Origin of the sequence: Shewanella sp. Isolate8, from assembly GCF_022398495.1 — a bacterium.
GTDB lineage: Bacteria > Pseudomonadota > Gammaproteobacteria > Enterobacterales > Shewanellaceae > Shewanella > Shewanella aquimarina.
Window position 1 is genome coordinate 2,110,408 of sequence record NZ_JAKEVI010000001.1, and the last position, 26,564, is coordinate 2,136,971.

Here is a 26,564-nt window from a genome sequence, read left to right on the forward strand (position 1 = left end):
TCGACCGCAATCGACGACAGAGCCATAAAAAAACGTTCGGGCTTAAAAGAGAGCGTCTTCGGCTCGCTCGAGTTCCGCCTGCAGCTTCTCCATAAACTTGAGTTTACGCACCAGGTCGGCGGCCTGCTCCAAGACTGAAGCCTCTTCACTGCCTATCTTTTGCGCCAGCTGCGAAGTGATCTCACCGCGATACTCGCCAAAGGATTGATGCAGGTGCTCGATAGCCTCGTCGGGATCATCGCAATCGCTGATCTCCTCCAGCGCCTCACGCCACTCCATCTGCTGCATTAAAAACATTGTGTCTTTAACCGTGGTGGATTCGTGGCTGAGGTCGATTCCCTTGAGGCTGAGCATGTGCTCGGCGCGCGAGATGGGATGTTTCAGGGTGTTATAGCCATCGTTAACCTGGGCGGTATGCTGCACGGCCAGACGCTTGTCCTGCTCGCTGGCATTGGCAAACTTATCAGGGTGCACCGCACGCTGCAGCTCGCGATACCGCTCTGAAAGTAAAGCGGTATCTAGCTCAAACGATGGCGATAAACTAAACAACTCAAAATAGTTCATGTATCTCGATTCGCTCGCTAAACGGTGAAGCTCTCGCCGCAGCCACACTCCCCTTTCGCATTGGGGTTGTTGAACTGGAAGCCCTCGTTGAGTCCCTCTTTGACGAAATCTAACTCGATCCCTTGCAGGTAGATGAAACTCTTGGCATCGATGATGATTTTCACCCCTTCGATCTCATAAACTTCATCGTCGTCATTGAGTTCGTCGACGAACTCCAGCACGTATGCCATGCCGGAGCAGCCGGACGTCTTCAGTCCCAAACGTAATCCGATACCTTTACCGCGGTTAGCCAAGAAACTTCTTACTCGCTCGGCCGCCGCCGGTGTCATCGTTATTGCCATTATTACTCCGACTATTACTTTTCGTGCTTAGCCTTGTATTCGTCTAATGCTGCTTTAATGGCATCTTCAGCCAAGATTGAGCAGTGGATTTTTACAGGCGGTAAGGCAAGCTCTTCAGCAATATCCGTATTCTTAATCGCTTGTGCTTCTTCAATCGTCTTGCCCTTCACCCACTCGGTGACCAGAGAGCTAGACGCGATAGCGCTACCACAGCCGTAAGTCTTAAACTTGGCGTCTTCGATGATGCCTTGCTCGTCGATCTTCAGCTGAAGCTTCATGACGTCACCACAGGCAGGCGCGCCTACCATGCCGGTCACGACTGAAGGGTCGTTCTTGTCGAATGAACCTACATTACGCGGGTTCTCATAATGATCTATTACTTTTTCACTGTAAGCCATGATTCTGCTCCAATCTCTATTCGTTTATCGGCCGGATTAATGGTGTGCCCACTGCACTTTTGACAGGTCTACACCATCTTTGAACATCTCCCACAATGGAGACATCTCTCTCAACTGACCGATAGACTTGGTAATGGTCTCGATCGCATGGTCAATCTCCTCTTCCGTCGTGAAACGACCGATAGAGAAACGGATTGAGCTGTGCGCCATTTCATCGTCTAATCCTAATGCACGAAGCACATAGCTAGGCTCTAAACTTGCTGAGGTACAGGCAGAACCAGATGAAACAGCCAGATCTTTCAGCGCCATCATCAAAGACTCACCTTCGACGAAGTTAAAGCTGACGTTCAGGCTGCCGCAGTATCTCTGCTCTGCATCACCGTTGATATAGGTTTCTTCGATATGCTTGATGCCGTCCCACAGTCTGTCGCGCAGACGACGGATACGGGCGTTGTCGCTTTCCATGTCGGCCTTGGCAATGGCTGCCGCTTCACCCATGCCCACAATCTGGTGAGTCGCCAGGGTACCGCTACGCATGCCGCGCTCGTGTCCGCCACCGTGCATGGTCGCTTCCAGACGAATACGTGGCTTACGACGCACATACAGGGCGCCGATGCCCTTAGGGCCATACATCTTATGGGCCGAGATAGACATCAGGTCGACCTTGGTCTTCTGCAGGTCGATAGGCAATTTGCCCGCGCTTTGCGCCGCGTCTACATGGAAGATCACCTTCTTGGCACGGCAAAGCTCGCCGATGGCGTCGATATCATGAATCACGCCGATCTCGTTATTTACATGCATCAGGCTGAGCAGTATGGTGTCTTCACGCATCGCCGCCTCGAGCTTCTCGATAGGGATGATGCCGTTTGACTCAGGCTCAAGGTAGGTTACCTCGAAGCCTTCACGCTCTAGCTGGCGACAGGTGTCCAGCACAGCCTTATGTTCTGTCTTGCTGGTGATGATGTGCTTGCCTTTCTTATGATAAAAATGCGCAACACCCTTGATGGCCAGGTTGTCAGACTCGGTAGCGCCCGAGGTAAAGACGATCTCACGAGGATCGGCGTTGATCAACTCGGCCACCTGGTTACGGGCGATATCCACCGCCTCTTCGGCCTGCCAGCCGTAACGGTGAGAACGTGAAGCGGGGTTACCAAAAATCCCGTCCATCGTCATGTATTGCATCATTTTCTCTGCTACGCGCGGATCGACCGGCGTCGTCGCAGCATAATCTAAATAAATAGGAAGCTTCATCTCACACTCCGTACTGAGTAGTCATGGCGCGACCACTTAACCACGTACATATAGTAATAATTAATAACAAAGTTAACTTATAGGGTTACTCTTTGTTCCTGTTGCATCTTGTCTTGCTTGATTGAGATAAATTGCACATCTCGCTTGTTCATCAGACCCGCAAGGCTAATGCCATTTAAAAAATCTGAAATCTGTTTGCTCAAATCGCCCCAGAGCGAATGGGTTAAACATCTTGTACCGCTCTGACAATTTCCCAAACCTTGACAACGTGTGGCGTCGACCGACTCATCTACCGCCCGAACCACCATGCCCACGGAGATATCACTGGCGTCGAAACCGAGACGATAACCGCCGCCAGGTCCTCTGACGCTGGAGACTAATCCATGCTTACGTAATTTAGCGAAGAGTTGTTCAAGATAGGAAAGAGAGATTCCCTGACGCTCGGAGATGTCAGCTAATGGGACCGGGCCAGAAGTAGAATGCATTGCAACGTCTAACATTGCCGTTACCGCATACCGACCTTTTGAAGTTAGTTTCATAGCTACCACTGCTCTCTAAAATGCTTAGGTCAATTCAATCATACCCGACTATTTTAGTCAAGTATAAAGCCTAGTATTTTGGTCAGGTATTAAGGGCGTTATCGGAAACAGGAAATACCCTGCTTCGTTGCTGGGGTATTTAACCTGTTTCAAGGCAAAGATTCAACGCTCAGAGGGCAATAAATCTCACTCTTTATTAAATAATGGGATCAAACTCATCTATCGCCTGCTGGCGTTTCTCGGCAGCGGCCTGCTCGGCGTCGCTAAATTCACCCACTTCGAGCTCGGGAAGCCTTTCGGTACAAACGCTGCCGCCCATGCTCTGCACGGCCTGACACACCTCTTGCACCTTAGAGTCCATCAGGTGCATATGGTCGAGCATCTTGCCGATAGCATTGGCCACTGGATCGGGATTATCGGGAGAGACCGCATAGGCATCGAAGCCATATTTCTTGGCCATCTCTGAGCGGCGCTGAGCATGCTCCTTAGCCTCATCGCTAGGCCTGGCCACTTCTCGGGCGGGGATCCCCACCACAGTGGTGTCTTTTGGCACCTCTTTGACCACCACTGAATTAGAGCCCACACGTGCCCCATCGTGCATGGTGATGGGACCGAGGATCTTGGCGCCGGCGCCCACGACCACATTGTTGCCAAGGGTCGGGTGACGTTTGCCCGCCTGCCAGGTCGTGCCCCCAAGGGTAACGCCATGGTATAGGGTACAGTCGTTGCCGATTTCGGCTGTCTCACCGATCACCACGCCCATGCCATGGTCGATAAAGAAACGGTCGCCTATGGTGGCACCCGGATGAATTTCCACGCCGGTCAACCAGCGTGAGAAGGTAGAGATCATGCGCGCCGTCAGACACCACTTGGCCTTCCAAAGCTTATGGCTGACACGGTGGATCCAAATCGCCTGCATCCCTGGATAGTTAAGCAGGATCTCTAGGGTACCGTTCGCCGCCGGATCTCTATGGTAGATGGAGGCTATGTCATCTTTAATTCTGGAAATCACGCCCATGGCTCTATTCTTCCTTCGTTGACTGCACGTCTTTTGTGGCCTGCTGGGCCAATGCGACCTTCTTATCTACCGAGGTCAGGATACCTCGTAGGATGTTCATCTCCTGGCTCTCGATTCTCGCCCGGCTAAAGAGGCGTCTCAGCTTAGTCATCACCTGCCCCGGATGCTGCTTGATGATAAATCCGGTCGAAAGCAGTGTCTTCTCCAGATGAACGAAGAAGTTTTCCTGCTCCTTGGCCAGCGGATACGCCTGCTCTTCCACCGTCTCGGGATCCATGTTGAGATGCGCCACACGCGCCTCATAACAGATGATTTGCACCGCCTGGGCCAGGTTCAGCGAGGTATATTCTGGATTAGCGGGTATGCTCACATGATAGTTGCATTTTTGCAGCTCATCATTGCTCAGGCCATTGCTTTCACGACCAAAGACGATGGCCACAGGGCCATTAACGGCGGCGCCAGCGAGTTTTTCACCCGCCTGACGAGGATCCAGCATGGGCCAGTCCAGAGTACGGCTGCGGGCACTGGTGGCGATCACCAGGCTGCAATCGGCAATAGCGTCTTCCAAACAGTCGACGGTCACCGCATGCTTAAGGATATCCGACGCCCCGGCGGCGAGCGCGACAGACTGGCCATCGGGTGCCACCTTGGGCTCGGCGAGATAAAGTGTGGAAAGCCCCATGGTTTTCATGGCACGGGCGGTTGAACCTATATTACCTGGATGAGTGGTTCCTACGAGAACGACACGAATATTGCTAAGCATGAAACAAGTTTGATTTCTTTCTATAGAACAGTGGATTGATGGTATCACAGCGTAAGGGGATCCCTTAATATAAAAATCTATATTTGATATAACGCTTGAAAAGCGTATAATACGCGCCGATTATTTATATCTGTTCTTTAACATCCAGGGGATTGTAATGCATCCGATGCAGACCATCGCTGTGCGCGCCGCTCGCGCTGCCGGCCAAACAATTATGCGTGCCTATACCGAACTCGACCGTGTAGAAGTTAGCGCAAAAGGTATCAATGACTACGTGACTAACGTAGATAAAGAAGCTGAAGCTGCCATTACATATCAAATCCGCAAGTCGTACCCGGACCACACCATTGTCGGTGAAGAAAATGGTGAGAATAAGGGTCAAAACAGCGACTACATGTGGATTGTCGATCCCTTGGATGGCACTAACAACTTTGTTAGAGGCATCCCTCATTTTGCGGTTTCTATCGCCGTACAACACAAAGGCAAAACCGAAGTTGCCGTCGTCTACGATCCTGTTCGTGACGAGCTGTTCACTGCCGTGCGCGGTAAAGGCGCCAAGCTAAACGATTTCCGTATCCGCGTGAGCAAAGCAAACGATCTTAGCGACGCCATCGTAGGTACCGGCTTCCCATTCAAGGCAAAGCAACACTCAGAAACTTACATGAAGCTGCTGGCCTCTACTTTCAGCCAGTGTGCCGATCTGCGCCGTGCAGGTTCTGCCGCCCTGGATCTGGCTTACGTAGCAGCCGGTCGTATGGACGCCTTCTTCGAAATCGGTCTTAAGCCATGGGACATCGCCGCTGGCGATCTGCTGGTTCGTGAAGCTGGCGGTACCGTCACCGACTTTACCGGTAACCACGGCTACATGGGTTCAGGCAATATCATCGCAGGTAGCCCTAAGGCAACCGTCGCTATGGTGAAGAGCTTCCGCCCTCTGCTGAGCGATGCCCTTAAGCGTTAATCCCGGATTAAACAGCATCGCACGCTAAAGACCGCCTTCATGGCGGTTTTTTTATGCCTGTTGTTTATAACCTATCTATATGGTCTTTTTTAGAGACTTTGAATAACGCTTTTCTCCACTTCATATCCTGATTTCAGCCATAGGCCGTTGCACGGTTTCATCAAGCGCATATCAAGTTAAAAACCGCTACACGAAAAATGCTAGATGAAGAAGCCGCCTCCATTCAAAGCCGGTGCCCTGATTCAATCCTGGTTAATTAAAAACGAGCTGCGCTTATTTACATGCATATAAATTACACCTTATAATATCCGACATATTTACTCGGATATTTAATGAGACGCGTATGCTTAACATAGACGAACCCGCCCATCTCCAACCCAAACTCGCCCTGCTGCGTTTGGGATTTCGTCCCTTCTTCCTGTTTGGCGCCCTGTTCAGCCTGGTTGCCCTGGCGCTGTGGGGCAGCTTTCTCACCGGTCGTCTCGGCTTTACCCCCCATGGAAATCCACTATGGTGGCACGGCCATGAGATGCTATTCGGCTTCGTGATGGCGATTGTCGCCGGCTTCCTGTTAACCGCATCGCAAACCTGGACAGGTCAGAAGAGCATCAAAGGCTGGCCACTGGGAGCCCTCTTCCTGCTATGGCTGACACCGCGCATCTTGCTGGCGAATAATCAATGGGGCGCATTTGAGGTGGTCGCCATGCTGGATCTGCTGTTCGCGCCGGCAGCGGCACTGGTGCTGGCTCGCCAGGTGATCGCCGTCAGGCAGTGGCGCAACTTTGCCTTCATCCCCATCTTGTTGCTGCTCACCATGGCCAATGCCCTGAGCTACTACGGCGTGAGCAGCCAGAATAGCCTACTGGTATCCCATGCCTTTCACGGTGCCACCATCTTGATGGTGACCATAGTGGCCCTCATCGGTGGGCGGGTAATTCCCTTCTTTACTGATAGAGCCACACAGTGGCAGCGCCCGGACAACATCTCCTGGCTGGAGAAGCTCACCTTCATCAGTCTGATGGCACTCTTTATCGCCATGCTCGTGGGTCAGCACCTTGCGGTAATGCTGTGCGCCGCGGTGGCCGGGCTCACCCTCTTGGTACGCTGGTCTCGTTGGGGCGTGCAATCGACCTTTGGCGTACCACTACTCTGGTCGCTGCATCTAAGCTATCTCTGCATCCCGATTGGCCTGCTGCTGATCGCGATGGGCGCTAGCGTCTCGGCCGGTCTGCACGCCATGACGGTGGGGGGGCTCGGCGGCATGATACTAGCAATGATGGCCAGGGTCTCGCTAGGCCATACTGGTCGCAACCTGCTACCACCTAAGGTAATGACTGGCGCCTTCGCCCTTATCCTTATCTCGACAATCACCCGCGTCTTGGCAAGCCTGTTCCCAGAGCAGTTTATGCTTTGGCTCACGGTTGCCCTGGTGGCCTGGATCTTCGCCTTTGGCACCTTTGTTGTCTGCTACGCCCCCATTCTGCTTACCCCAAGGGTTGATGGCAGACCCGGCTAAGCGCCTAACAGAGACCAAAGCGTCAGTTTGTGAAAAGCATCACATCCAGGCTCTGGCATAGCGCTCAATACTTGTTACCATCTATAAAAACATTATTGAGCGCTATTCATGGGAAAACTCTACACGCAATATGGCTCTAAAAGCCTCAAAGCAATAGAACATTTTGTTTTAATTATCATCGCCATCGCCACCATAGTGGCCATAGGGCAAGAGATAGCGCACATCATCAAGATGGGAGAGGTGGCGCTGGCGGATCTACTGCTGCTATTCATCTATCTCGAGGTGCTGGCCATGGTGGCCAACTACGCAGAATCGGGTAAGTTACCGGTGCGGATGCCGCTCTATATCGCCATCGTCGCCCTGGCCCGTTATCTGATCCTAGATATGAAGGGGATGGACGACTGGCGTATTCTAGCCATCTCGGTTTCTACCCTGGTGCTCGCCAGTACGGTTATCGTGATCCGCTGGGGACAGCTAAAACTCCCCTATCCTCGAAAAGAGGACGATCACTAGCCTGTTTGTGGGGCGGCAAGCGCCGCCCCTTTTTACATTTGGCTACCAAGCATCAACTCAACATCAGTTGTAAATAACTAACCGTTATTCATGTTGTTATAACTATTATTTCCCACATAAACTGTGCTACGTTTAAAAGGCTTTCCCCCTATATCTAACAGCAAGGAAAACTCTGATGGATCAAAACCACGAAGATTTTGAAGAACGCCGTCAATCCCTGCGGGTTGACATGGAAGCCGAACGTATCCTGATCTCATGGACAGATGGCTTAGACGTGGTGCACACAGATGATGCCATCTGTATGGATCTGGCGCGTCGTGGTGTGCTGATTGAATACAAGCAGGCTTTTACTTTGGGCGACCTGCTCACTGTCACCTTCAATCCCAACACAGATAAGCAAAACAGTATCAAGGCCCAGGTGTGTCGATGCACCGAATGTGCACCACATCGTTTCCAGGTCGCGATGCAAATTATTTAGCCTTTTCAGTGAACTAAAAACAGGAGTTCGGGCAGTATCCATAACTCTGTTCTATACTAAACAGCACAAGTTCTGCGACATAAAAAAGTGCCAATGCTTGAGGGAGACACGCTATGATTCTGCTTGTTGGGGGTGAGAAAGGTGGCGCGGGCAAGAGTTGCCTGGCCCAAAATATCGCCGTACATATCACTCAAAAATACAAAGCCAACGTATTGATGGTCGACTGTGATCCCCAGCGCACCACCTCAGACTGGATCCAGGCCCGTAACGAAGATACCAGCCTACCCGCGATTAACTGCATTCAACTCTACGGTAAAATTCGTAATGATCTGCTTGGGTTAGACCAAAGATTCGACTATGTGATCGTCGACTGTGGTGGTCAGGACAACCTAGCCATGCGTGCGGCCATGTCGGTAGCCACCTATGTGGTGCTGCCTCTGAGGCCCAAGCGGCGGGATCTAAAGACTCTCCCCCATATGGAAGATATGCTCAGCACCTGTAAGATGGTCAACCCTAAGATGGTGGCTACCGTGGTGATGACCCAGTGCCCTGCGCTGCCCAGCCAATATAAACGCATATTGGAGGCCAAAGAGGTGGTTGAGTCGTTCGGGCTGAGAGTGCTTGACGCGGTGACCTTTAGCCGCAACATCTATGATGACAGTGAAGAACAAGGATCGTCGGTCATCGAAATCGAACCGGAAGGAAAAGCCGCCGCCGAGATACGTGCTATCGCCGATGAACTGTTTGCGATACCACCAGAAAATTCTTATGAGCTTAACTGATCTTAAACGCCGTAAATCTAAGCCACGCAAAAAGTTGTCGGTTGAAGATTTTATCGAGGATGCCAACAACTATGCATTTGGTCAGCCTAGCCTCTCTAATCGCGTCAAGAAACAACGCAAAACCAATACCACGGTCAACCAGAAGAAGCAGGCGAGCCGTATCTTTCGCCATGCCACCTTTACCCTGACCGAGACCAGCATAGCTCAGCTCAATTCGCTGGCGAAGGAGAGCAAGGTGGCCAAGTCTCGCCTGATCCGTATGATGATCACCGAATTCGCCGGTAAATCTAAGGCCGAGCTACAAGCCTTGATAGAGCTCAGCCAGGACTAGCGCTGCGTTAGTGATTGCAGATACGGTCGGCTGCGGTGGCTATCCCCTCAGCCGACTCGGTAAACTTGCCCTTACGTTCGAGAAACGCAATCAGCTCCTGAGCGTCCATCTCGCTGGCCGAACAGGTATGATAGCGTGCATGCTCACCAAACTCGTTATGCATGAGCTGAGTCAGCTCCCTCTTTGATACTGCGCGGCCCAAGGACAACATAAGTTCCATCACCTGATGGCCGTGAATTGAATCTGACATACTCTTCCCAAAAGACATAAAAAAGATATCCCTTTATAACCTATCTCATTGAGAGAAACTTTGATCCCGTACGCAAAGCCCGCCCTTGTCCTAAAACCAGCGCCAGTGCTATGCTGAAGATCACTCAGGCCTCTCCTACACGAGTACCCAAGTTGCTATGCCGCTGATCCTCCTGCTCACCCAACAGATGTGTCTCTATCTGGTGATAGTGTACCTGCTGAGTAAGACGCCGCTGTTTAAGTTGTTTGCCGAAACGGCCACTCGCCTGCCCCATAAGATCTACATCTATCTTATCTTCTCGGGCTTTTGCATCATGGCCACCTATTTTGGCGAGCAGACCAACGATGCTATCGCCAACACCCGAGCCATGGGTGCCGTACTCGGCGGCTTGTTAGGCGGCCCGGTAACCGGTTTTCTGGTCGGCTTAACCGGCGGTCTGCACAGATACAGCATGGGTGGCTTTACCGATCTGGCCTGTGCCATCTCCACCACCGTAGAGGGGCTGTCTGCGGGCATAGTCGGCTTTTATCTGCGCAAACAAAACCGCAGTGAGATGGTCTATGCACCACTGCTGGTCGCCCTGGTCACCTTCTCGGCCGAGATGCTACAGATGGCACTGATCCTGGCTATCGCCAAGCCCTATGGTGATGCCCTAGTCCTGGTTAAACAGATCGCCCTGCCCATGCTGACGGTTAACTCCATCGGCGCCGCTCTCTTCATGAGCATGGTGCGAGATCAGAAGACCATGTTCGACAAGCTCTCCTCCGCCTTCTCCACCAAGGCGCTGAAAATTGCCGAGCGCAGCGTAGGCATTCTCTCTAAGGGGTTCGATCAAGAGGGCAGCACTAAGGTGGCGCAGATCATACTGGAGGAGACCAACGTCGGCGCGGTGGCAATTACCGACAGAGAGAAGCTACTGGCCTTCATCGGCATCGGCGATGACCATCATATTCCCGGGACGCCTATCTCATCTAAGATCACCCAAGATGCCATAGAGCAGAACTGCGTCATGTTCGCCGACGGCGTGGAAACTCCATATGCCTGCTCCATCTCGCCCCAGTGTCGTCTCGGCTCCAGCCTGGTTATCCCCCTGAGGTGTGAGTCTGAGGTGATTGGTACCATCAAGCTCTATGAGCCGAAGAACAAGCTGTTTCTCAACATCAACCGCACCCTGGGAGAAGGGATCGCCAGGCTGATGAGTAACCAGATCCTCTATGGCCGCTATGAGCTGCAACAGAGCCTGCTCACCCAGGCCGAACTAAAGCTGTTGCAGGCTCAGGTAAATCCTCACTTCCTGTTTAACGCCCTCAATACCATCGCCGCCATCATAGGCAAAGATCCCCTGATGGCGAGACAGCTGCTGCAACATCTGTCGCAGTTTCTGCGCATCAACCTCAAGCGCACCACGGGCCAGGTGACCCTCAGCGACGAGCTAGAACATATCGACGCCTACCTCACCATAGAGAAGGCAAGGTTTATCGACAAACTCAGCGTGCATATCGATATTCCGTCCGCGTTGCACCAGTACCGCCTGCCGGCCTTTACCCTGCAGCCCATCATAGAAAATGCGGTGAAGCACGGTACATCACACCTGCTTGAGCCCGGCGAGATCTGGGTCAGTGGCAGAGCCGAGCAAGATTTATTAATATTGGAAGTTAAAGACAATGCAGGTCTGTATCGAGAAGAGCTCAATACAGACACCTCAGGATTAGGTATGTCCATCGTCCATAAGCGGATCCAGAGCCTGTTTGGCCCTAATTATGGCGTTAAGATCAACTGCGAGAAGGACCGTTTTACCCAAGTTATTATTACTCTGCCGCTTAACGATGCGGCACAAACGGAATCCACGGCGTGATCACTTGCTTAATAATCGACGATGAACCCTTTGCCCGCGAAGCTCTCTATGACCAACTCAAGATCTATCCTGATCTTGAGGTAATAGGCCAGTGCAGTAATGCCATAGAGGGGATGCAAGCCATTGGCAAGCTCAAGCCTCAGCTGATCTTCGTCGATATTCAGATGCCCAAGGTAAATGGACTCGAGATGGTCGCCATGTTAGATCCCGACAACATGCCCAGGGTGGTGTTTGTTACCGCCTTCGACGAGTACGCCATCAAGGCCTTCGACAATCATGCCTTCGATTATCTGCTCAAACCCGTCGATGAGGCGCGCCTGGCCACCACTATTGAAAGGGTGCGCCGGGATCTACACCAAAAGCCGCTGGATGCCGTGCTGCCGACTCAGCTCGAGCATGTTCCCTGTTACTGCGGCAATCGTCTCAAGGTGATCAATGTCGATGAAGTGGAGTTTGCCTTTAGCGATCTCAGCGGCATCCATGTCACCACGGCGCAGGAGCAGGTGCACACTCACCTGACCCTCAAGGTGTTAGAGGAGAAGACAGATCTGGTACGCTGCCATAAGCAGTATCTGGTCTCGCCGCAGGCGATCAGCGAGATCCTCATCCTGGAAAATGGCGCCGAGGTGGTCACCCACTCGGGTAAAACCATCCCTGTGTCGCGGCGTTTCCTCAAGCCGCTGAAACAGATCTTCGGCTTTCATTAATACAGTTACCGCCTCGATTTTACCGCTTAATCCGCTTATTCGACCACTCAGCTAAATGTCGGTTTCCTAAAATTGCCGACAGGTTACACTCTTGTTAACTTTTAATGGGAGTACTAATTATGATGTGGTTTCTAATCTGTGTCGGCCTGCTCCTCGGCGGATACTTCATCTACGGTAAGTTTGTTGAGAAGGTGTTCGGTATCAATACCGCTCGCCAAACCCCCGCCTTTACCAAGACAGACGGCGTCGACTATGTGCCTATGTCGAAAGGTAAGGTCTACCTCATTCAACTGTTAAACATTGCAGGTGTTGGCCCCATCTTCGGCCCTATCTTAGGTGCCCTCTATGGTCCTGCCGCCATGCTATGGATCGTCATAGGTTGTATCTTCGCCGGTGCGGTGCACGACTACTTCTCGGGCATGCTGTCGGTGCGCAACAACGGTCAGTCGGTGCCAAACCTTGCCGGTAAGTATCTGGGCAAGAGCGCCAAGCACTTCATGAACGTGTTCGCCATCATACTCTTACTGCTCGTGGGCGTGGTCTTCATCTCGGCGCCGGCTGGCCTGCTAGGCAAATTGACCGGTTGGGATGTTAGCCTTTTCCTTGGCATCATCTTTACCTACTACCTGATCGCCACTATCGTGCCTGTCGATAAGATCATAGGTCGCCTCTACCCCTTCTTCGGCGCCCTGCTGCTCTTTATGTCTGTGGGTCTGACCATCGCCCTGATCGTCTCTAGCGAGCACACTCTGCTGCCAGGTTTCAGCGCCGGTGACTTCCTGACTAACCTAAACCCGAACGACATGCCACTCTGGCCTGCGCTATTCATCACCATCGCCTGTGGTGCCGTATCTGGCTTCCACGCCACTCAGTCTCCGCTGATGGCCCGTTGCGTCGAAAATGAATCTAACGGCCGCTTCGTATTCTACGGTGCCATGATTGGTGAAGGTATCATCGCCCTTATCTGGTGTGCTATCGCCCTGTCATTCTTCGGCGGTGTAGAAGGCCTCAACGCCGGCATGGCGGGTAACCCTGCAAACGTCGTATACGAAGCCTCTACTGGCCTGCTAGGCGCAGTCGGCGGATTCATGGCTATCCTAGGTGTGATTGTTCTGCCTATCACCTCTGGCGATACCGCTTTCCGCTCTGCACGCCTTATCCTGTCAGAGTTCTTCAAGATGCCACAGACAGCGCTGCCTAAGCGTCTAATGCTGGCCATTCCACTGTTTGTGGTTGGTGCGATTCTGACTCAGGTTGACTTCGGTGTGATCTGGCGTTACTTCGGTGTGGCTAACCAAACCACGGCTGTGATGATGCTTTGGACCGCTTCCGCTTACCTGCTGCGTCATAACAAGCTGCACTGGATCTGTACCGTACCGGCCATGTTCATGACTACAGTAGTCATCAGCTTCCTGCTCAACTCGGCCACCTTAGGTGCAGGCCTGCCGATGACGGTTTCTACCATTGCCGGTGTGGTATCAACCTTGGTCATTACCGCACTCATCATAGTAAAGACTAAGGGCCGCGGCGAAGAAGAGTTACCCGAAGAAGCCTAAAATACTCCAGTAACAACCCCCAAAGTAAATAACCAGTCGCGAGACTGGTTTTTTTATGCCTTTATCCAGGGCTTATGGGACGGTAACCGTCGCGCCAGCGTATCTCCTAACGCTTATCCCTTTAGCTGCTCGGGGACTATGTGTACGCTGCCGCTGTCGTTTGAGAGCCACACCTCGCCTTCGCTGATGTTATATTGCAGACTCATGTTACGGGTCACCATCTCACCCATCGCCTTCACCTGCTCTTCGGGCACGTTCCACACCTCGAGATTTTGGTAACGACTGAGCGCCTGCTCATTTTGCTGCCACCAGATAGGCACGGCGCGGCCACCATAGGTATAGAGCAGAACGCTATCGGCGCGGGCACTGGCCTTCCTCAGCCACTTCTCGTCACTCTGACCAAACTCGATCCACAGCTCTATCTCGTCGCTTAAGGATTTCTGCCACAGCTCGGGCTCGCCTTCGACGCACAGCCCCTTGCTAAAGGCCAGGGTGTCGCTGGCATTCAGGGCAAAGGCGAGCAGCCTGACCATCATGCGGGCATCGGTTTCAGACGGGTGTTGTGAAATAGTGAGGGAATGATCCTGGTAGTAGCCACGATCCATGTCGGCAATCTGCAGCTGCACTTTATAAACGGTTGCTTTGGGCGCCATAATGCTCAGTCGTTAAGAATAAAGCGCCTAGTTTACCCTAATTCGGCGCCCTTTGAGCAAGAGAAGCGTTACAGTGCACCCGGGCGCAGGTGTTTCGCCATGGGGAAATGGGCCACCAGCTGGGCTATGGTCTCGGCTTCGGCGTAGACCATCACCCGCTCGCCCTTGTCTAATCTGGCTGCCAACTCACTGAGCGGTAACACGGGCTGACGTCCGGCGTCGCGGCGCACCAACTCAGACAGACGCTCTGGCAGCGCTAAGTCACTACAGAGCCAGTCGAGACGCTGCATCATAGGCACGGCGGCCAGAGGCAGCAGATCGATTGAGGTATGGGCATCGAGCAGCAAAAGCTCGCCACTGGTCGATAGGGTATCGAACGCCTGCTCGTAATAGTTATCGGTGCGCTCATCGAACCTGTCGCCATTGAGGCGGAAAAACTGCTCCCAAAACAGCTTGCGCTGTTCAAACGCCGGCAGACGGTCTTGAACTTCGGTGCGTTTCTCGGCGATGAAATCAAACAGCCCGCTCAGGGATGCTGGCAGCCAGGTCTCCAAACGCGCCCTAAGCTCTCTGGCAAATACAGGCGCCGCGCCGCTGGTGCTGATGGCGACCTGTAAGCGGCCCCTGTCGACGATGGCGGGGGTGATGAAGTTACAGAGTTTGGGGGCATCGACCACATTGACCCAGAGCCCCTGCGCCTTGGCCTGCAGGGCAAACTGACGATTGAGAGGCTCGTCACTGGTGGCCATATAAAGCAGATCTATCCCTTCAAGATCGTCGAGTTCGGCGAATCTCTGTTCCAGGGCGATCAGCCCCTGATTAGCCATGGCCATCACGGCGTCGCAGACATCCGGGGCGATCACCCGAATGTGGGCCTGAGTGCGGCTCAGCAACTCAAGTTTACGGCTGGCGACAATGCCTGCGCCTATCATCAGGATCTTCAGCCCATCGGCCTGAGCGAAAATGGGAAAATATTGCATTATCTAAATGACTTGTCTCGACTAAGAATAAGACAAGAGTAAAGTAAGCCTAAGTCAGCGGCAAGCACTACTAGCTGAGCTGCTCGCTGCGCTCGGCGCTGCAATGCCAGCAGAGTTCAAAGTTACCTTCGTTTATCTCGTGACACTTAACGCACTGCCACTTGGGACTCTCGCTATTTAGGGTCTCAAGCTGCGCCCTGGCCGCCTCATACTGAGACTCTGCGACCCACAGCTCGACATCCTGTAAGTCAACCGGCAACTCACCGATACCACCTAGCAAGGCCTCGCCTCGCAGTTCGACCCCAATACCGCAGGCCTCCAACATCCCTTTCCAAGCATGGGCCTGTAACAAGTTACCACCGGCCACCAACTTACTGCGCTCTTCCATCTTTATCCCCTACAACGCTTGCTCTTTTTGGCAAATTATCAGGTGTATTGATTAATACCAATCGTAATAAATAATTAATCATTCTAGCTTGTTAAAACGCTCGATAACTGTATTAGTATTTTTAATTGTAGAATAACTACTTATCTAAAAATCCTGCTTTGTTCTCAAGCGTTTTTCCTGCGCTATTTCTGATCACATATTTACTGTGATTGGTATATTCGCTCAACATCCTAGCCTTAAAACTGACCAATTGTCGAGTCGGGATCCGGCCAATTTGGCAATAAAAAAGCCACGTAACCGTGGCTTTTTCATGACACATATCAGGCAATCTGTGCCCTATGGCATCAGCGCTTCCTGATCCGCGCCCTCTTTCTCGATCTCTACTGGCATCATATGCTCGCGATTGATCCCCAGCTTAACCGCCAGGAAACTCGCCACATAGATAGAAGAGAAAGTACCCACGAAGATACCCATCAGCAAGGCTGTTGCGAAGCCGTGGATCATGGTACCGCCCTTGAGGAACAGGGCCACAACCACCACCAGGGTCGTACCTGTAGTGATGATGGTACGGCTCATGGTTTGGGTGATAGAGTTGTTCACCACATCTTCTGGAGTGCCCTTACGCATCTTGAGGAAGTTCTCACGGATACGGTCAAACACAACGATAGTATCGTTGAGTGAGTAACCCACCACCGTCAGCACACCGGCCAGGACGGTCAGGTCAAACTCCAGCTGGAACAGAGAGAACACACCTAGGGTGATGATCACGTCGTGCGCCAACGCCGCTACCGAACCCAGCGCCAGGCGCCATTCGAAACGGAAAGAGACGTAGATAAGGATACAGATCAGCGCCACCAAGACGGCCAGGCCGCCCTGCTCAGCAAGCTCTTTACCCACCTGAGGACCAACAAACTCGACACGCTTCTGGGTCACGCTAGGGTCGACCTGAGACGCAGCCTGCATCACATGCTCGACTTGCAGATCGCTCTTCACACCCTCTTTCACCGGCAGACGGATCAGCACGTCGCGGCTCGAACCGAAGTTCTGCACCACGGCACCGTCTGTCTCGTCAGAGGTCAGGGCGCCGCGCAGCTTATTAAGATCGACAGGGTTCTTAAACTCCATCTCAACGACGGTACCGCCGGTGAAATCCAGTCCCCAGTTAATCCCGTTCACGGCCAGAGAGGCGAGTGAGCCGACCACCAAGACAAGTGATAGCGCACTGATGGCCACGGCGTGACGCAGGAAGTTGATCGTGCCTTTAATTGATAAAATCTGGAACATGGTCAACTTCCCCTTAAATAGACAGTTTCTTCACGCGCTTACCGCCCCAGATAGCGTTAACTATCGAGCGAGTACCCACGATGGCGGTGAACATAGAGGTCGCGATACCTATCATCAGGGTCACGGCGAAGCCTTTCACGGCGCCGGTACCCACGGCAAACAAGATCAAGGCCGTCATAAAGGTGGTGATGTTGGCATCGGCAATGGTTGAAAACGCGTTGCCATAACCTTCATGAATCGCCTGTTGTACGCTGCGCCCGGCACGTAACTCTTCACGAATACGCTCGTAAATCAATACGTTACCATCTACCGCCATACCGACAGTCAATACCATACCTGCGATACCCGGCAGCGTCAGCACGGCGCCAGGGATCATAGACATGACACCTACTACCATCACTAGGTTAGCCGTCAGCGCCAGGTTAGCGATAAGGCCAAAGCCGCGGTAATAGACCAGCATGAAGATCAACACGACCGCCATACCCCAGATCATCGCCTGCAGACCGTTGTCGATGTTCTCGGCACCCAGGCTAGGACCAATGGTGCGTTCTTCGACAATAGAAACAGGTGCAATCAGGGCACCGGCACGTAGCAAGAGCGCCAGGTTTTGCGCTTCAGAGTGGTCAAGCCCGGTGATCACGAAGTTGCGGCCCAGACGCGCCTGGATGGTCGCGACCGAAATCACCTCTTCGATCTTATCCATCTTCACGCTGCCGTCAGGGTTCTTGGCGCCGTTATCCTTATACTCGATGAACAGGGTCGCCATCGGCTTGCCGATATTGTCCTTGGTCACGTTCGAGAAGATAGAGCCACCCTTAGAGTCCAGGTTGATAGACACCTGAGGACGACTATACTCGTCGAAACTTGGCTGTGCGCCCTGGATATGGTCACCGGTAAGCATCACCTCTTTATGCAGGGCCACTTTACCGCCCTCGCGGCGATCATAGATCTGCGAACCTGGAGATACGCGACCGGCTGCAATCGCCGCCGCATCGGCCTTCTCGTCAACCATGTGGAATTCGATAGACGCAGTCGCACCCAGGATATCCTTGGCACGGGCCGTGTCTTGAACACCCGGCAATTCGACGATGATGCGCTCCGCACCCTGGCGCTGAACCACAGGCTCGGCAACACCCAACTCGTTCACACGATTACGCAAAGTGGTGATGTTCTGCTGCAGCGCTTCCTCTTTCACTTGCTTGAGGTAGATCTCGCTCATGTTCGCCAGCAGCATGAAATCACTACCAGACGATGCATCGACGAACACCATCTCGTTAGTGCGGCTTTTGAGGAATCGTTCCGCCTTGGCTAAATTCTCGGCATCACGAAACTTGATCTCAATCCCTTTAGGGGTATTGCGAATACCCGCATAACGAATTTTTTCACCACGAAGATCGGTTCTGAAGTCGGCAATTTTTGCTTCTGTCATCTTGCGGATCGCCTCGCTCATGTCCACTTCCATCAGGAAGTGCACACCACCGCGAAGGTCCAGACCCAGCTTCATCGGGCTCCCCCCCATAGACTCCAGCCACTGAGGAGTGGCCGGCGCCAGGTTAAGCGCCACGATATATTTGTCACCGAGTACCTCGGCAATTGCCTCTTTCGCCAGCAGCTGCTGATCGGCATCGGCAACGCGCACCAATAGCTGACCATTTTCCAACTCTGAACGCTTCACCGCGATGCCTTTCGCCGACAGAAGGTCTGTAACCTGACTCTGAGTCGAGACATTAACTTCCGCGCCACGTGTGGCCACGACCTGCACCGCGTGATCTTCACCAAATAAATTTGGTATTGCGTAGAAGGCACCGACGGTGATGATCAAGATCACCATCAGGTTCTTCCACATTGGGTATTTATTTAACACACCATCGCCCTCTTGGCTTAAAGTGACTTAACTTTCAACTTAAAGTGACTTAATAGACCCTTTAGGCAAAACAGCCGCTATGTAATCCTTCTTGATTGTGATTTCTGAGGTTTCGTTGATCGTCAGCAACACGTAATCGTTGTCATCGCTGATCTTGGCGATCTTACCCAAGATCCCACCACTAGTGAGCACTTCATCACCCTTGCTCAGCGAGCTCATCAGGTTCTTATGTTCCTTTACACGCTTAGATTGCGGACGGAAAATCATGAAGTAAAAGATCAAACCAAAAATGACCAGCATGAAAACCAGTTCCATGGTACCACCCGCACCATTTACCGGCGCATCGGCTGCGTATGCATTTGAAATGAACATATTTCTCTCTTCTTATTAGCAGTAAAATTAATCGGATAACTTAGGAACTTCGCGACCTTGACTGGTATAGAACTCCTCAACAAAGGCGTCTAATGTACCTGTCTCGATAGCGCCACGCAAACCTTCCATCAACATTTGGTAATAACGCAAGTTGTGAATGGTGTTTAAACGTGCTCCTAAAATTTCATTACAACGATCTAAGTGGTACAGATACGCCCGTGAGTAGTTCTTACAGGTATAGCAATCACACTTAGCATCGAGTGGTGAAGTATCATCACGATGACGCGCATTGCGGATCTTGATAACGCCTTCACTGGTAAACAGGTGACCGTTGCGCGCATTACGAGTCGGCATGACGCAATCGAACATATCGACCCCTCTACGTACACCCTCAACGAGATCCTCCGGTTTACCTACCCCCATCAAGTAGCGCGGCTTATCGGCCGGGATCTGTGGGCAGACATGCTCAAGAATACGGTGCATATCTTCCTTAGGCTCCCCAACCGCCAAACCGCCGACGGCATAACCGTCGTATCCTATCTCTAACAAGCCTTTAAGGCTCTCATCGCGCAGGTCTTCATACACGCTGCCCTGAATAATCCCGAACAGGGAGTTAGGGTTTTCCAGACGGTCGAACTCATCGCGTGAACGCTGTGCCCAACGCAGTGACATCTGCATCGACTTGCGTGCCTCGTCGTGTGTCGCCGGGTATGGCGTACATTCGTCGAAGATCATCACCACGTCAGAACCGAGCGAGTATTGGATCTGCATCGACTTTTCCGCGTCCATGAAGATCTTTTCGCCGTTAATTGGCGAGCGGAAGTGCACGCCCTCTTCAGTGATTTTACGAATATCGCCGAGACTAAATACCTGGAATCCACCCGAATCGGTCAGAATTGGACGCTGCCAATTCATGAAATCATGCAGATCACCATGCTTGCGCATGATCTCTTCACCAGGACGTAGCCAAAGGTGAAAGGTGTTCCCCAGCAGAATATCGGCGCCCGTGGCGCGCACTTCTTCTGGCGTCATCCCTTTAACCGTACCGTAGGTGCCCACAGGCATGAATGCCGGGGTCTCTACCGTACCGCGTTCGAACACTAAGCGACCACGACGCGCGCGGCCATCGGTTGTATCTAATTCAAATTTCATTTTTAACCTCGCCAGAGAAACAGTCTGACTCTCTTCGTGCCATTAAAACAGACACAGCTGAACAATAGAGATAAGGGCAAACAACTGAGTATCAACCCTCATCAGCAAAAATCTCTAAAAAAATACCCACCTCAAGTGTGGGTGGGTATTTTAAAGCAAAATCATCGCTTAGATCGCTTTTTTAGTCACAAACATGGCATCGCCATAGCTGAAAAAGCGGTATTTTTGTGCAATCGCGTGCTGATAGGCGTTTTTCACCTCATCGAAGCCAGCAAAGGCACTGATCAACATGATGAGGGTCGATTCCGGCAGGTGGAAGTTAGTCACCATGGCGTCGACAATCTGAAACTCATAGCCTGGGTAGATAAAGATGTCTGTGTCGCTGCTGTAGGCCTTAAGCTCCCCTTCGCTGGCCTTGGCCGCGCTTTCAAGCGAGCGTACCGAGGTTGTGCCCACGGCGATGACCCGATTACCGGCCGTCTTGGTCGCCTTTATGCTATCGACCACATCCTGAGGCACCTCGGCCCACTCTGAGTGCATCTTGTGATCTAAGATACTGTCGACTCTGACCGGCTGGAAGGTGCCCGCGCCCACATGCAGGGTCACGAAGGCAACATTTACTCCTTTCTCTTTCAGCGCGGCGAGCAGGGCATCGTCAAAGTGCAGACCCGCCGTCGGTGCAGCCACCGCGCCAGGGTTCTGGTTATAGACTGTCTGGTAGCGCTCCTTATCGGCATCCTCATCGGGACGGTCGATATAGGGTGGCAGTGGCATATGGCCGACCTCTTCGAGCACCTCGAGTATGGTGGACTCGCTATTGAGCTCAAGTTCAAACAAAGTATCATGACGGGCGAGCATGGTCATCTCATAGCCGCCATCTAAGCAGATGATGGTGCCGGGCTTAGGTGACTTGGAGCTGCGCACATGGGCCAGAATACGCTTGTCGTCCAGCATACGCTCGACCAAGATCTCCAGCTTACCGCCGGTTTGTTTCTGACCGAAGACGCGCGCCGGGATCACTCTGGTGTTGTTGAACACCATGAGATCGCCGGGGTTAACCATCTCTAGGATATCGGTAAATTGCCTGTCTGCTACCGCGCCGCTATTACCATCGAGTGTCAATAGTCGGGACGCCGTGCGATTAGGCATGGGATAACGGGCGATCAACTCATCAGGAAGATCGAAAGAAAAATCGGCAACGCGCATAGTCTGTCTCTGCTTAGCATAAATCGGCCGCTAGTCTATTGGCTGATGATGATAAGATCAAGACACAGGGCTTAGCTGGCCTTCTTCTCCTTGTCAGCCACGGCAATATTGGCTTGCAGATCGAAGCTGGCTTTACGGTAACTGTGCTGTTCGAAGGGAATATCGACCTCGACCCGACGCCGTTGAGAGGAAGATTTTTTGCCTAGACGTTTCATTAACCAGTTCCACATCATCCATGATCCTTTAAACCGATAATTAATATGAAGGGTGCTAGGTGCACATCCTGTTGATCCCAGTATCCAGGCATACGGTCCGTTAAAGATAACGCCGCGTCAGATAAAGGTTTCATCACACCTTTGGGCATGATAACGTGAAAAGCGTGAATTAACAAAGCAATTAAACTTTATCTAATGAACTTTTTGGCTCATCTGCACCTGGCAGATAACAGTAAAACCAATCTCGCCGCTAATCTCGCCGGTGATTTTGCCAAGGGTAATATCGCCGATCATCCCAAAGCCCTGCAACAGGGGATCTGGCTGCACAGGCAGATAGATACACTTACCGATAGCCACGAACTCACCAAGGAACTCAAGGCCGCATTTCCTAAGACACTGCAACGCGCCGCGCCGATACTGATCGATCTGTCTTTTGACCATATGTTGGCAAAATATTGGGAAGAGTATCATCACCTGCCGCTGCCCGACTTTGCCCAGCAGGCCTATCAGGCGCTCAGCAGCGCCGAGGAACTTCCGGGCAAACTGAGCGATATCATAATGCGCATGCAGCAGGAAAACTGGCTTATCGCCTATGAGAGCCGTGAAGGACTAAATCAGACCATCAAGGCAGTGAGCCGCCGCGTCTCCAAGCCGGAAATTTTTGATGGCGCCATCGACACGGTGAAGCGGATGGATACCGAGATAGAAATAGCCTTTCGCACCTTCTATCCGCAGCTGATGGCCTATAGCCGCATCTGGACTCGCCAGACACCACCCGAATATCTCTAGTCCGCCATGTCTAGTTCACAGGCTCAATGCCAAACTAAAGGCCAGTAACTGTGTCTTCGCTATTCAAAAGAGTGGTAAGCCGCCCGTTAAGCCACCTGGCGCCTTACCTGAACCCCAGGCGCAAAAGATACCGCTATCTCAGAGACGCAGCCCTTGTGGCACTATTTGCCTTTGCCCTGCTCAGCTACCAGCAGCGTAATATGATATCGGGCGAGGCGCCCCCCTTAAGCGGCATCACCACCCAAGGCCTTCCGGTCACACTCGAGCAAGGTGAGGTCACCCTAGTCTATTTCTGGGGCACCTGGTGCCCGATATGCCGTGTCACCTCCCCCATGGTCAATAGCGTGGCCAATGAACACAGGGTGATCAGCATTGCCGTCGCCTCAGGCTCAGATAACGAGATCAACCAATTCATGGCAGAGCATGGCTATCAGTTTGCCGTCATAAGTGATAGAGAAGCACTACACCAGGACTGGGGTGCCAGCGTATTTCCCGCCATCTATATCATCGACAGACAGGGGCAGATCCGCTTTAAGACCTCTGGTGCCACCAGCAGTTGGGGCATGAGACTCAGGCTGTTGCTCGCCAGCTGGTGACCTGCCGCCAAGGCCGACGGGGCATAGATAAGCTAAACCAGCTGGTATTTCTCCAGGCGATAGAGAAACGCCTTGTAGCTAAGGCCCAAACATTTCGCCGCCTTGGTACGATTGCCCTCGAAGCGGCTCAAGGCCTGGCGCAGACAATCCTTCTCGAAGCTCTCCCACTCGATACCCTCGTCAGGCAAGACAAAGCGAGCCGTATCAAGCGGCCGCGGCGCCGCGTTAAGCTCATGCACCATCTCCTCTTCATCTGTGAGCAAGACGAAACGCTCGATACGGTTAGCCAACTCACGCACATTGCCCGGCCAGCTGTAGTCAAGCAGCGCCTTGAGGGTATCCCGGCTCAGCTTGGGCACGTCCACACCGTATTGATTGGCATGCAGCTTAAGAAAATGTTCCACCAGACGGCCGATATCCTCTTGACGCTCCCGCAGGGCCGGCATATGAATGGGGACGACATTGAGGCGATAATAGAGATCCTCGCGAAAGCGCCCCTCGACCACCTCCTGCTGCAGATCTCTATGGGTCGCGGCGATCACCCTGACATCGAGCTTTATCTCACTGTTCTGCCCGAGGCGAGAGATCACCCCCTCCTGTAGAAAACGCAGCAGCTTGGTCTGCTGCAGCAGAGGCAGTTCGCCTATCTCATCGAGAAAGACAGTGCCGCCATCGGCCGCCTCTAACTTGCCTATCTTCTGGGTATTGGCGCCCGTATAGGCTCCCTTCTCGGCGCCGAATAACTCAGCCTCGGCCAAAGATTCGGGAATGGCGCCGCAGTTGATGGCGATAAAGGGCTTATGGCTGCGCCCGGACAGCTGATACAGCGCCCGCGCCGCCAGCTCCTTGCCCGTGCCACTCTCGCCGCCAATGAGTACGGTCGCGTCGGTGGCACTCACCCGCTGCACCCTCTGATACACCTTCTGCATCTGGGCGGAGCGCCCCACCAGCCCCACCAGCTCCTGCTGCTGCGATAGCTCGGAGGAGAGGCGGCGATTCTGCCGCTTCAGGGCGATAGACTTGGCGACTTTCTCTATGGCCAGCAAGAGGCTCTGACGCTGATAGGGCTTAGCCAGATAATCGTCGGCGCCTGCCTGCATGGCGTCTACCGCATGGGTGATGGTGCCATAGGCGGTAGCGATGATAAAGCCCATGTCGGGGTGTTCACGGCGCACATAGTTGAGCAGGTCCATGCCGGTCAACTGTCCCAGCTTCCAGTCGGAGAACACCAGATCCGGCGCGGACGCCTTAATCATCACAATCGCCTGCTCGACGCTATCGGCGCTCTCCACCTGATACTGGTTTGCCGCTAACATCTGCACGATTAAGGCTCTTTGATCCGGCTCATCCTCAACCACCAAAATATGCAACTTAGGCTGCTCCATCATACTTCCTCTGCCTGGGGCTTAGATTCATCTGAAATAGGTTTGGCGAAATAGAGGGTCACCAGGGTGCCGCCCCCTGGATTATCCGCAAAGGTGATGCGTCCACCATAATGGCCTTGGAGCAACCGCTCGGCGATATAGATCCCCATGCCGGTCCCCTCAGCCTTGGTGGTCACATGGGGCTGCGCCAGCTTATCACGCACCTCGGGGCTAATTCCCTTACCTGTATCGGCCACCTTTAAGATATAACTCTCATCATCTTCCGCCAGAGTCAGATCGATACGGCCCGTGTCCGGGGTCGCCTCCACCGCATTTATTACCACGGCATGCAAGATGCTACGGATCTCAGACTCGGCTCCCTGCACCTTGAGAGCGACATTGTCACAGTGAAAGGCGATGCTGGGCTTGCTACCGTTGATCGACAGTTCCAGCAAGATATCTTGAACCGTCGCTGCCAATGGCACCCATGACTGGCGATTCACCTGGGTGCTCGACAGCGTCAGCAAAGATTGAATGCTCTTATCCATCATGGCGATCTTCTGCTGCATCTGGCTAAGCAACTTGTTGGTATCATCCATAGATGCCGACTGAGCGACGGCCTCAGACAAGAGCCCCAGGGTATGCAGGGGATTACGCAGGCTGTGGGCTATTCCCCGGGTCACCTCACCCAGTTCGGCCAGCTGTTTTTGCTGCGCCATCTGTTTCTTCTGCTCGCTTAATGAGGCAAGCTGGTGACTCATCTTATTAAAGCCATTGAGTATGCTCTTCAGCTCTTTGACGCCACGCTCATCCACCTGATAACCAAGATCCCCCTGTCCCAACTTCTTGTGCCCCTGCGCGAGGGCCGTCAGCGGCGCACTGATCACATGACTGAGCATATAAACCAGCAACAACCCGACCAAGGAGCTCATCAAAATCGCCCCTATCATGGACTCGCTGAAGCGTTCCAACTGCTCGTTAGTCTCCTGATTGGGGAGATTGATATCGTGGGCAAACTCCACGGCGACTCTGCCCTTCTCCGGTGTGGTAGGCGAGATAGGTGCGTCTATGATGGCCACGTTGCCCTTATCCAGCCAGCTATTGGCGTCTATCTCTATCTGACTCACCGCTTCATGTAAACGTCGACGATACTCATCGGCGGCCTCTCTCTTCGCCTCGGCAATACTCGCTTTCTGGCGCTGCTTAAGCTCTCTTTCGTAGGCCATCATGGCATTGAGATGGTCCCTCAGCTCCTGCTGCTTGGCGGCTAGTTTGGCACGGAAGAAGGCTTTCTGCTCGGCAGAGGCCTCGTCGGCCTCCATCTCCATTTGCACCACCTCTTCGCTGAGCTGCGCGATCGCCTCGGAAACCGATTCGATATCCTGCTCAAACTCCTGTCTGAGCGCCTCTGCATCCTCGACTGACGCCTGCATCGCCGCCTCATCGAACTGCACCACGAACTCCTGTTCGCTGCCCACGTTATCGATCAGCACCTTTACCAGGTTTTGCGACAGGTCCCTCGAGCGCTCACTCAACTCGCTCTGTAGCTGCGCCTTATAGAAATGGGAGATCAGCAGCTGGCTGCCACCCAATATCAGAATAAGCGCGCCAAACAGCACAAACAGATAACCTTTAATCGACATAGAGCCCTCAAGTTTCGGTGAAAACGCCGCATTGGCACCATCGAAGATAAATCGTCGCGTGCCTGCCCCCCAGGTTATACAAAAACAGTACCAAGATGAAACCCCTTGTGGAGCACTCTATTAGGCAAGTTGCCAATAAGTCCTCGTGGCCTTCTCTTTAGTAGCGCAAGGCTTACGGGTCTGTAAAGCCGATGCAGAGCACACATGGGACTTGTTCGCAGCTTCCTTAGCACCG

Annotated in this window: 30 protein-coding genes; 11 read left to right on the plus strand and 19 right to left on the minus strand. The window is 52.9% G+C overall.

The genetic code is table 11. The features are described from left to right. Nucleotides 1-42: 42 nt before the first annotated feature. The 7 genes from hscB to trmJ form a co-directional block, all read right to left on the minus strand. Entirely contained in the window at nt 43-564 is a 522-nt protein-coding gene (gene hscB / locus L1D43_RS09190) for a co-chaperone HscB (protein WP_239850943.1), read from the minus strand. A gap of 17 nt (nt 565-581) precedes the next feature. Beyond that, a complete protein-coding gene (iscA, locus tag L1D43_RS09195; RefSeq protein ID WP_041510955.1) occupies nt 582-905 on the minus strand; it encodes an iron-sulfur cluster assembly protein IscA in 324 nt (107 codons plus the stop codon). A gap of 14 nt (nt 906-919) precedes the next feature. After that, complete coding sequence (iscU, locus tag L1D43_RS09200) at nt 920-1,303, minus strand: Fe-S cluster assembly scaffold IscU (RefSeq protein WP_041510954.1); 384 nt, start codon at nt 1,301-1,303, stop codon at nt 920-922. Between the two features lie 36 nt (nt 1,304-1,339). Beyond that, the gene (locus tag L1D43_RS09205; RefSeq protein WP_239850951.1) at nt 1,340-2,554 is read right to left on the minus strand and encodes an IscS subfamily cysteine desulfurase; all 1,215 of its coding nucleotides are present in this window, start codon (nt 2,552-2,554) and stop codon (nt 1,340-1,342) included. Between the two features lie 77 nt (nt 2,555-2,631). Then, the gene (gene iscR, locus L1D43_RS09210) at nt 2,632-3,093 is read right to left on the minus strand and encodes a Fe-S cluster assembly transcriptional regulator IscR (protein ID WP_011866115.1); all 462 of its coding nucleotides are present in this window, start codon (nt 3,091-3,093) and stop codon (nt 2,632-2,634) included. Between the two features lie 196 nt (nt 3,094-3,289). After that, nucleotides 3,290-4,111, minus strand: coding sequence for a serine O-acetyltransferase (gene cysE, locus L1D43_RS09215; protein ID WP_041510952.1), 822 nt, complete (start codon nt 4,109-4,111; stop codon nt 3,290-3,292). A gap of 4 nt (nt 4,112-4,115) precedes the next feature. Continuing rightward, the gene (trmJ, locus tag L1D43_RS09220) at nt 4,116-4,874 is read right to left on the minus strand and encodes a tRNA (cytosine(32)/uridine(32)-2'-O)-methyltransferase TrmJ (RefSeq protein ID WP_239850952.1); all 759 of its coding nucleotides are present in this window, start codon (nt 4,872-4,874) and stop codon (nt 4,116-4,118) included. Nucleotides 4,875-5,031: 157 nt separating this feature from the next. Here trmJ and suhB point away from each other — a divergent pair, with 157 nt between their 5' ends. The 6 genes from suhB (at nt 5,032) to L1D43_RS09250 (ending at nt 9,455) form a co-directional block, all read left to right on the plus strand. Further along, nucleotides 5,032-5,835, plus strand: a complete 804-nt coding sequence (suhB, locus tag L1D43_RS09225; RefSeq protein WP_041510950.1) for an inositol-1-monophosphatase — start codon at nt 5,032-5,034, stop codon at nt 5,833-5,835. 343 nt (nt 5,836-6,178) lie between these two features. Beyond that, the gene (locus L1D43_RS09230) at nt 6,179-7,351 is read left to right on the plus strand and encodes an NnrS family protein (protein WP_239850953.1); all 1,173 of its coding nucleotides are present in this window, start codon (nt 6,179-6,181) and stop codon (nt 7,349-7,351) included. Nucleotides 7,352-7,459: 108 nt separating this feature from the next. After that, nucleotides 7,460-7,864: a phosphate-starvation-inducible PsiE family protein gene (locus tag L1D43_RS09235; RefSeq protein WP_239850954.1), complete on the plus strand. Its 405-nt coding sequence runs from the start codon at nt 7,460-7,462 to the stop codon at nt 7,862-7,864. A 175-nt stretch (nt 7,865-8,039) separates the two neighbouring features. Next, nucleotides 8,040-8,342, plus strand: a complete 303-nt coding sequence (locus tag L1D43_RS09240) for a PilZ domain-containing protein (RefSeq protein WP_041510949.1) — start codon at nt 8,040-8,042, stop codon at nt 8,340-8,342. 113 nt (nt 8,343-8,455) lie between these two features. Next, a complete protein-coding gene (locus L1D43_RS09245; protein WP_041510948.1) occupies nt 8,456-9,124 on the plus strand; it encodes an AAA family ATPase in 669 nt (222 codons plus the stop codon). Next, nucleotides 9,111-9,455: a hypothetical protein gene (locus L1D43_RS09250; protein WP_041510947.1), complete on the plus strand. Its 345-nt coding sequence runs from the start codon at nt 9,111-9,113 to the stop codon at nt 9,453-9,455. The genes L1D43_RS09245 and L1D43_RS09250 overlap by 14 nt, the downstream gene beginning before the upstream one ends. A gap of 7 nt (nt 9,456-9,462) precedes the next feature. Here L1D43_RS09250 and L1D43_RS09255 read toward each other — a convergent pair whose 3' ends face one another. Further along, on the minus strand, nt 9,463-9,705 hold the full coding sequence (locus L1D43_RS09255) for a YecH family metal-binding protein (RefSeq protein ID WP_041510946.1): 243 nt from the start codon (nt 9,703-9,705) through the stop codon (nt 9,463-9,465). 157 nt (nt 9,706-9,862) lie between these two features. On the opposite strand from L1D43_RS09255, the gene L1D43_RS09260 reads away from it, so the two are divergent. The 3 genes from L1D43_RS09260 (at nt 9,863) to L1D43_RS09270 (ending at nt 13,823) form a co-directional block, all read left to right on the plus strand. After that, nucleotides 9,863-11,560 carry a sensor histidine kinase gene (locus L1D43_RS09260; protein WP_239850955.1) on the plus strand — a complete coding sequence of 566 codons (1,698 nt, stop codon included), beginning with the start codon at nt 9,863-9,865 and terminating at the stop codon, nt 11,558-11,560. Next, nucleotides 11,557-12,267 (plus strand): two-component system response regulator BtsR, encoded by a 711-nt coding sequence (gene btsR, locus L1D43_RS09265; RefSeq protein ID WP_239850959.1) that lies wholly within the window; start codon nt 11,557-11,559, stop codon nt 12,265-12,267. The genes L1D43_RS09260 and btsR overlap by 4 nt, the downstream gene beginning before the upstream one ends. 119 nt (nt 12,268-12,386) lie before the next feature. After that, nucleotides 12,387-13,823, plus strand: a complete 1,437-nt coding sequence (locus L1D43_RS09270) for a carbon starvation protein A (RefSeq protein ID WP_239850961.1) — start codon at nt 12,387-12,389, stop codon at nt 13,821-13,823. A gap of 113 nt (nt 13,824-13,936) precedes the next feature. Here the strand turns inward: L1D43_RS09270 and L1D43_RS09275 are convergent, their stop codons facing one another. From L1D43_RS09275 to L1D43_RS09315, 9 genes are all read right to left on the minus strand, one after another. Further along, on the minus strand, nt 13,937-14,476 hold the full coding sequence (locus tag L1D43_RS09275) for a YaeQ family protein (RefSeq protein ID WP_239850963.1): 540 nt from the start codon (nt 14,474-14,476) through the stop codon (nt 13,937-13,939). Between the two features lie 68 nt (nt 14,477-14,544). Next, nucleotides 14,545-15,456 (minus strand): bifunctional precorrin-2 dehydrogenase/sirohydrochlorin ferrochelatase, encoded by a 912-nt coding sequence (locus L1D43_RS09280; RefSeq protein WP_239850965.1) that lies wholly within the window; start codon nt 15,454-15,456, stop codon nt 14,545-14,547. A 70-nt stretch (nt 15,457-15,526) separates the two neighbouring features. Next, nucleotides 15,527-15,844: a DUF2007 domain-containing protein gene (locus L1D43_RS09285; protein ID WP_041510940.1), complete on the minus strand. Its 318-nt coding sequence runs from the start codon at nt 15,842-15,844 to the stop codon at nt 15,527-15,529. 336 nt (nt 15,845-16,180) lie between these two features. Continuing rightward, complete coding sequence (gene secF, locus L1D43_RS09290) at nt 16,181-17,128, minus strand: protein translocase subunit SecF (RefSeq protein WP_239850967.1); 948 nt, start codon at nt 17,126-17,128, stop codon at nt 16,181-16,183. A 13-nt stretch (nt 17,129-17,141) separates the two neighbouring features. Next, nucleotides 17,142-18,992 (minus strand): protein translocase subunit SecD, encoded by a 1,851-nt coding sequence (gene secD, locus L1D43_RS09295; protein WP_239850969.1) that lies wholly within the window; start codon nt 18,990-18,992, stop codon nt 17,142-17,144. A gap of 39 nt (nt 18,993-19,031) precedes the next feature. Further along, complete coding sequence (gene yajC, locus L1D43_RS09300; RefSeq protein WP_033539156.1) at nt 19,032-19,364, minus strand: preprotein translocase subunit YajC; 333 nt, start codon at nt 19,362-19,364, stop codon at nt 19,032-19,034. A 27-nt stretch (nt 19,365-19,391) separates the two neighbouring features. Next, nucleotides 19,392-20,516: a tRNA guanosine(34) transglycosylase Tgt gene (gene tgt / locus L1D43_RS09305; RefSeq protein WP_011866134.1), complete on the minus strand. Its 1,125-nt coding sequence runs from the start codon at nt 20,514-20,516 to the stop codon at nt 19,392-19,394. 168 nt (nt 20,517-20,684) lie between these two features. After that, nucleotides 20,685-21,722, minus strand: coding sequence for a tRNA preQ1(34) S-adenosylmethionine ribosyltransferase-isomerase QueA (gene queA, locus L1D43_RS09310; RefSeq protein WP_239850971.1), 1,038 nt, complete (start codon nt 21,720-21,722; stop codon nt 20,685-20,687). A gap of 71 nt (nt 21,723-21,793) precedes the next feature. Continuing rightward, complete coding sequence (locus L1D43_RS09315) at nt 21,794-21,937, minus strand: hypothetical protein (protein WP_162484110.1); 144 nt, start codon at nt 21,935-21,937, stop codon at nt 21,794-21,796. 195 nt (nt 21,938-22,132) lie between these two features. Between L1D43_RS09315 and L1D43_RS09320 the strand changes: the two genes are divergently transcribed. Both L1D43_RS09320 and L1D43_RS09325 read left to right on the plus strand, forming a co-directional pair. After that, complete coding sequence (locus tag L1D43_RS09320) at nt 22,133-22,726, plus strand: ACP phosphodiesterase (RefSeq protein ID WP_239850973.1); 594 nt, start codon at nt 22,133-22,135, stop codon at nt 22,724-22,726. Nucleotides 22,727-22,881: 155 nt separating this feature from the next. Next, nucleotides 22,882-23,322 carry a protein disulfide oxidoreductase gene (locus L1D43_RS09325; RefSeq protein WP_239850975.1) on the plus strand — a complete coding sequence of 147 codons (441 nt, stop codon included), beginning with the start codon at nt 22,882-22,884 and terminating at the stop codon, nt 23,320-23,322. 32 nt (nt 23,323-23,354) lie between these two features. On the opposite strand, the gene L1D43_RS09330 is transcribed toward L1D43_RS09325, so the two are convergent. Then, nucleotides 23,355-24,710 carry a sigma-54 dependent transcriptional regulator gene (locus L1D43_RS09330; RefSeq protein ID WP_239850978.1) on the minus strand — a complete coding sequence of 452 codons (1,356 nt, stop codon included), beginning with the start codon at nt 24,708-24,710 and terminating at the stop codon, nt 23,355-23,357. After that, nucleotides 24,707-26,329 (minus strand): HAMP domain-containing sensor histidine kinase, encoded by a 1,623-nt coding sequence (locus tag L1D43_RS09335; protein WP_239850980.1) that lies wholly within the window; start codon nt 26,327-26,329, stop codon nt 24,707-24,709. The genes L1D43_RS09330 and L1D43_RS09335 overlap by 4 nt, the downstream gene beginning before the upstream one ends. Between the last annotated feature and the right edge of the window lie 235 nt (nt 26,330-26,564).

Coding starts and splice junctions, on each gene's coding strand:
- hscB (WP_239850943.1), bottom strand. CDS start 564: ATGAACTATTTTGAGTTGTTTAGTTTATCGCCATCGTTTGAGCTAGAT.
- iscA (WP_041510955.1), bottom strand. CDS start 905: ATGGCAATAACGATGACACCGGCGGCGGCCGAGCGAGTAAGAAGTTTC.
- iscU (WP_041510954.1), bottom strand. CDS start 1,303: ATGGCTTACAGTGAAAAAGTAATAGATCATTATGAGAACCCGCGTAAT.
- L1D43_RS09205 (WP_239850951.1), bottom strand. CDS start 2,554: ATGAAGCTTCCTATTTATTTAGATTATGCTGCGACGACGCCGGTCGAT.
- iscR (WP_011866115.1), bottom strand. CDS start 3,093: ATGAAACTAACTTCAAAAGGTCGGTATGCGGTAACGGCAATGTTAGAC.
- cysE (WP_041510952.1), bottom strand. CDS start 4,111: ATGGGCGTGATTTCCAGAATTAAAGATGACATAGCCTCCATCTACCAT.
- trmJ (WP_239850952.1), bottom strand. CDS start 4,874: ATGCTTAGCAATATTCGTGTCGTTCTCGTAGGAACCACTCATCCAGGT.
- suhB (WP_041510950.1), top strand. CDS start 5,032: ATGCATCCGATGCAGACCATCGCTGTGCGCGCCGCTCGCGCTGCCGGC.
- L1D43_RS09230 (WP_239850953.1), top strand. CDS start 6,179: ATGCTTAACATAGACGAACCCGCCCATCTCCAACCCAAACTCGCCCTG.
- L1D43_RS09235 (WP_239850954.1), top strand. CDS start 7,460: ATGGGAAAACTCTACACGCAATATGGCTCTAAAAGCCTCAAAGCAATA.
- L1D43_RS09240 (WP_041510949.1), top strand. CDS start 8,040: ATGGATCAAAACCACGAAGATTTTGAAGAACGCCGTCAATCCCTGCGG.
- L1D43_RS09245 (WP_041510948.1), top strand. CDS start 8,456: ATGATTCTGCTTGTTGGGGGTGAGAAAGGTGGCGCGGGCAAGAGTTGC.
- L1D43_RS09250 (WP_041510947.1), top strand. CDS start 9,111: ATGAGCTTAACTGATCTTAAACGCCGTAAATCTAAGCCACGCAAAAAG.
- L1D43_RS09255 (WP_041510946.1), bottom strand. CDS start 9,705: ATGTCAGATTCAATTCACGGCCATCAGGTGATGGAACTTATGTTGTCC.
- L1D43_RS09260 (WP_239850955.1), top strand. CDS start 9,863: ATGCCGCTGATCCTCCTGCTCACCCAACAGATGTGTCTCTATCTGGTG.
- L1D43_RS09270 (WP_239850961.1), top strand. CDS start 12,387: ATGATGTGGTTTCTAATCTGTGTCGGCCTGCTCCTCGGCGGATACTTC.
- L1D43_RS09275 (WP_239850963.1), bottom strand. CDS start 14,476: ATGGCGCCCAAAGCAACCGTTTATAAAGTGCAGCTGCAGATTGCCGAC.
- L1D43_RS09280 (WP_239850965.1), bottom strand. CDS start 15,456: ATGCAATATTTTCCCATTTTCGCTCAGGCCGATGGGCTGAAGATCCTG.
- L1D43_RS09285 (WP_041510940.1), bottom strand. CDS start 15,844: ATGGAAGAGCGCAGTAAGTTGGTGGCCGGTGGTAACTTGTTACAGGCC.
- secF (WP_239850967.1), bottom strand. CDS start 17,128: ATGTTCCAGATTTTATCAATTAAAGGCACGATCAACTTCCTGCGTCAC.
- yajC (WP_033539156.1), bottom strand. CDS start 19,364: ATGTTCATTTCAAATGCATACGCAGCCGATGCGCCGGTAAATGGTGCG.
- tgt (WP_011866134.1), bottom strand. CDS start 20,516: ATGAAATTTGAATTAGATACAACCGATGGCCGCGCGCGTCGTGGTCGC.
- queA (WP_239850971.1), bottom strand. CDS start 21,722: ATGCGCGTTGCCGATTTTTCTTTCGATCTTCCTGATGAGTTGATCGCC.
- L1D43_RS09315 (WP_162484110.1), bottom strand. CDS start 21,937: ATGAAACGTCTAGGCAAAAAATCTTCCTCTCAACGGCGTCGGGTCGAG.
- L1D43_RS09320 (WP_239850973.1), top strand. CDS start 22,133: ATGAACTTTTTGGCTCATCTGCACCTGGCAGATAACAGTAAAACCAAT.
- L1D43_RS09330 (WP_239850978.1), bottom strand. CDS start 24,710: ATGATGGAGCAGCCTAAGTTGCATATTTTGGTGGTTGAGGATGAGCCG.
- L1D43_RS09335 (WP_239850980.1), bottom strand. CDS start 26,329: ATGTCGATTAAAGGTTATCTGTTTGTGCTGTTTGGCGCGCTTATTCTG.